This is a genomic window from Corallococcus llansteffanensis, assembly GCF_003612055.1.
GTDB lineage: Bacteria > Myxococcota > Myxococcia > Myxococcales > Myxococcaceae > Corallococcus > Corallococcus llansteffanensis.
Map to the genome: position 1 here is coordinate 1 of NZ_RAWB01000792.1, position 3,557 is coordinate 3,557.

Genomic DNA, 3,557 nt, shown 5'->3' on the forward strand with positions numbered 1-3,557 from the left:
CTTCCAGGCCAGGAACCCGCGCCCCATGTCCGAGCCCTCCCATCCGCGCGACGGCGACTTCGAGCTCGTCACCCTCCGCAACGGCCACCGCGCCGTGCGCCACCTGGGCCACGGCGAGGTGATGCACCCGGCCGTCGGCCCGTGGCAGGAGGCCCTGCGCCTCTACGTGGATCAACCCGCCCTCGCGGATCGGCTGCGCAAGCCCGGCCCGCCGCTCGTCATCCACGACGTGGGCCTGGGCGCCGCCACCAACGCCGTCGCCGCGCTCACCCGCGCCCGCGAACTGGGCCCGGAGCGCGCCCGCGACCTGCACGTCGTCAGCTTCGAGGTGGACCTGGCCCCACTGCGCCTCGCGCTCGCGGATGCCGAGGGCTTCCCCTTCCTCCAGCCCTTCCGCGCTGCCGCGGAGGCCCTCATGCGCGACGGCGCCTGGGCAGAGCCCGGCATCCAGTGGACCCTCAAGCTCGGGGACGCCGTGCCGTACCTGGACAGCGCGCTGCCCATGGCCGACCTCGTCTTCTTCGACCCGTTCTCCCCGGCCTCGAACCCGGACATGTGGACCGAGGCCGTCCTCACCCGGGTGCGCCGACACTGCCGCGAGGACGGGGAGGGGGCCCTGCTGCTCACCTACAGCGCGGCCACGCCCACCCGCGTCACCCTGCTGCTCGCCGGCTTCTTCGTGGGCGCCGGCGTGTCCACCGGCGCCAAGGGGGAGACCACCGTGGCCTCGACCCGCTTCGAATCCCTGGTTTCCCCACTGGGAGCCCGGTGGTTGGAGCGCTGGGAGCGCTCGTCCTCCCGGGCCCCGCATGGGGCCACCCTCACGCCTGAGGTCGAGCGTCGCCTGCGGACCCATCCTCAGTGGCGCTGAGCGCCCCCTCGGACGGCGCCTCGCTCCAGCGCAGGTGGTACGTCGCCGAAGTGCCGTCGAACCCCTCCGGCAGCGCCACCACCCGCCAGCCGCCGCACAGCGCCACCGCGCGCGACAGCAGACCCGCCGCGAACGTCGGCTGATCCGCCAGCACGTCGTTCATCCACAGCTCCAGCGAAGTCGCGCTGCGCTCGACGATTTTGACCTCACTGAAGTTGTTACCGGCGCGAAAGCCCAGGTCCGCGCGCAGCAGCATCCGCCGGGGGCCCGCGAGCCGGCCCACGCCCAGGAGCGCGCGGCCAAAGAAGGTGCCGAAGTAGGCATCCATGAAGCGCTCGCCCAGCGAGTAGTACGCCGCTTCCGCGGGCACGCCGCCGTAGACGTGGCCGGCCGCGATGCGCAGGAACTCGCGCCACTGCTCCAGGGTGTAGGTGCGCTCCAGCTTCGCGTCGAGGTCCAGCCCCGCCCGCTTCAGGTGCTCCACGCACGCGGGCGTCAGGCGGTTCTCCAGCGCTCGGACGAAGAGGGCGTCGACGGTCTGGGCGAAGACAAGCTTCTCTGGATTCATGGGTCGCACCCTACACGATGCCCCCCATGCGATGCTCCCCCACCTGTGCACCGGCGTTCAGTATCGCGGCCCCCGAGTGTCAGGAAGCTGTCGTGCGCCGCACCCGACGTGAACTCCGGGTGTTTCGTGACACCGGATGCGCGGCCCCGACGGCGCGTGCGACCAGGCCGCGCAGCCACTGGTGGGCCGGGTCTCCGTCGAACCGTTCATGCCAGACCTGGATCATGTCGAAGGGGCGCACGGGCAGGGGCGGGGGGAAGACCTGGAGCGGATAGGCCTCGCTGAACGCGGCGATGAGGCGGCGCGGCGCGGTGAGGACGTGGTCGGAGCGCGTCACCACCAGCGGGGCGATGAGGAAGTACGGCACGCGCAGGGCGATGCGGCGCGGGGGCAGGCCTCGCTGGGCCAGCGCCACGTCCACCGCGCCCACGCCGTCGCCGCGCGGGCTGATGAGGACGTGGGACAGCTCCAGGTACGTGTCCAGGTCCATCCCGCGCCGCACCTTGGGGTGGCCCTTGCGCACCACGCAGACGAAGTCCTCGGTGAACAGCTTCTGCTGGCGCAGGCCGGGCCCCGACTCCACCGGCGGCGTGACGACGGTCAGGTCCACCTCGCCGCTCTCCAGCAGCGCGGGGTAGGTGCTGTTCTCCACGTGCAGCACGGACAGGTCCACGCCGGGCGCCTCGCGGCCCAGCAGCTCCAGCGCGGAGGGCAGCAGCACGGAGCCGAAGTAGTCGCGCGTGGCCACGGTGAAGCGGCGCGTCGCCGTGGCGGGCTCGAACGCGGGCTCGCTGCGCAGGGCACGCTGGAGCTCCACCAGACCCCGCCGGAGCGGCGCGGTGAGCTGCTCCGCGCGCGGTGTCAGCACCATGCCACCCCGGCCCCGGATGAGGAGCGCGTCGCCCAGCAGCTCCCGCAACTGGGCCAGCGCATGGCTCATCGCGGACTGGGTGAGGCCCACGCGGGCGGCGGCGCGGGTGACGTGCGCCTCCCGCAGCAGCGCGTCCAGCGCCACCAGCAGGTTGAGGTTGATGCCGGCGAGGTCCACCTCGTCAGGAACCGGCGTCCGGGTTTCATGAAGGCGGCGCATGGTCACATGCATAGCATGCAGTGGCTTCATGGCGGTCGTGGGGGCACTGTTGCGCCATCTCGCTGTCGCTGGAGGCAGTCCATGTCCATCGTCATCAACACCCCGAATGGCAACATCGGTCGTCCCCTCGTCCAGAAGCTCCTGCACTCGGGCCGCAAGGTCACGATCATCTCCCGCAACCCGGAGAAGGTGTCGGACCTGGTGAAGCAGGGGGCGAAGCTGGTGCAGGGCTCCATCGAGGACAAGGCCACGATGGACGCGGCCCTCCAGGGCGCGGAGGCGCTGTTCTGGCTGTCGCCTCCGCCGGCCCGCCCGGACTTCCTCGACTGGTCAGCGAAGGTGGCGCAGCAGACGGCGGCGTTGGTGAAGGCGCACGGCGTGCAGCGCGTGGTGGTGCTCTCCAGCGTGGGCGCGCAGAACGGCCCCGGCAGCGGGCCGGTGTCCGCGCTCAAGCCGGTGGAGGAGGCCTTCAAGGCGGTGTCGCCGAACGTCACCGCCCTGCGCGCGGGCTTCTTCATGGAGAACTTCCTGCGCGACGTGCAGGCGCTCGCCAAGGCGGGCCACATCTACAACGTCGCGGGGCCGGAGAAGAAGTTCCAGATGGTGGCCGTGGCGGACATCGCCACCAAGGCGGCGGAGGTGCTGACCGACGCGTCGTGGACGGGTCACCGCAACCTGGGCGTGCACGGGCCCCAGGACCTCACCTACCCGGAGGCGGCGGCCATCCTGACGCAGGCACTGGGGCGGCCCGTGAAGTACATGCAGGTGGGGGTGGAGGACATGCGCGGCAGCCTGAAGGGCATGGGCCTGCCGGCGTGGATGGCGGATGCGTTCACGGAGATGTACGGCGCCATCAAGGACGGCCGCATGGACGCCGCCGAGCCTCGCTCGAAGGAGACCACCACGCCCACCACGCTGGCCGAGTTCGCGGCCACCGTGCTCAAGCCGGTGGTGGATCAGATTCGGGCGTCGTAGTCCCGCGCGGTCGAGGAGGGGACGGAGGGGGCGGGCGGTTCGCCGTCCTCCTC

Annotated in this window: 4 protein-coding genes; 2 read left to right on the forward strand and 2 right to left on the reverse strand. The window is 71.7% G+C overall.

Features of this window, described 5'->3' with window-relative positions; genetic code table 11:
* The first annotated feature begins 25 nt into the window (after window positions 1-25).
* On the forward strand, window positions 26-871 hold the full coding sequence (locus D7V93_RS40235) for a tRNA (5-methylaminomethyl-2-thiouridine)(34)-methyltransferase MnmD (RefSeq protein ID WP_120648323.1): 846 nt from the start codon (window positions 26-28) through the stop codon (window positions 869-871).
* Here D7V93_RS40235 and D7V93_RS40240 read toward each other — a convergent pair.
* Both D7V93_RS40240 and D7V93_RS40245 read right to left on the reverse strand, forming a co-directional pair.
* Entirely contained in the window at window positions 822-1,439 is a 618-nt protein-coding gene (locus D7V93_RS40240) for a DUF2378 family protein (protein WP_120648320.1), read from the reverse strand. The genes D7V93_RS40235 and D7V93_RS40240 overlap by 50 nt on opposite strands.
* 79 nt (window positions 1,440-1,518) lie before the next feature.
* Window positions 1,519-2,529, reverse strand: coding sequence for a LysR family transcriptional regulator (locus D7V93_RS40245; protein ID WP_244237801.1), 1,011 nt, complete (start codon window positions 2,527-2,529; stop codon window positions 1,519-1,521).
* An 81-nt stretch (window positions 2,530-2,610) separates the two neighbouring features.
* On the opposite strand from D7V93_RS40245, the gene D7V93_RS40250 reads away from it, so the two are divergent.
* Window positions 2,611-3,504, forward strand: a complete 894-nt coding sequence (locus tag D7V93_RS40250; protein ID WP_120648322.1) for an NmrA family NAD(P)-binding protein — start codon at window positions 2,611-2,613, stop codon at window positions 3,502-3,504.
* Window positions 3,505-3,557: the final 53 nt, after the last annotated feature.